Source organism: Paenibacillus sp. 01T422, from assembly GCF_056398785.1.
Map to the genome: position 1 here is coordinate 1 of NZ_JBFTQB010001730.1, position 377 is coordinate 377.

Annotated in this window: 1 rRNA gene; it reads left to right on the top strand. The window is 45.4% G+C overall.

Annotation, left to right across the window (positions count from 1 at the left end):
* Positions 1 to 261: 261 nt before the first annotated feature.
* Positions 262 to 377: ribosomal RNA gene (locus AC1DUA_RS40970) — 23S ribosomal RNA — on the top strand; the annotation flags it as partial.

A 377-nucleotide genomic window follows, 5' to 3' on the forward strand; every position in this document is an offset into this window, starting at 1 on the left:
CTTGCAAGCAGGAGGTCAGCGGTTCGATCCCGCTTGGCTCCACCAATCATCATTTTGAGACAGGAATTTCCAAGAAATTTCGACTTGAAATGAGGTAATGAGTTGTGATAAGATAACTTTCGCYGCTRAGATAGGGCAAAGAAAAGCGAATCACAATGAACACRTTGTTCCTTGAAAACTAGATAACGAAAYGAAACGTAAAKTAAGAACTTAGGTAGTGTARCCTTCGGGTTGCACGAAATTTTCAAMTGTTTTTTTCTAGGTTAAGCTAGAAAGAGCACACGGAGGATGCCTAGGCACTAGGAGCCGAAGAAGGACGTGGCGAACGACGAAATGCCTCGGGGAGCCGTAAGCAGGCTTTGATCCGGGGATGTCCG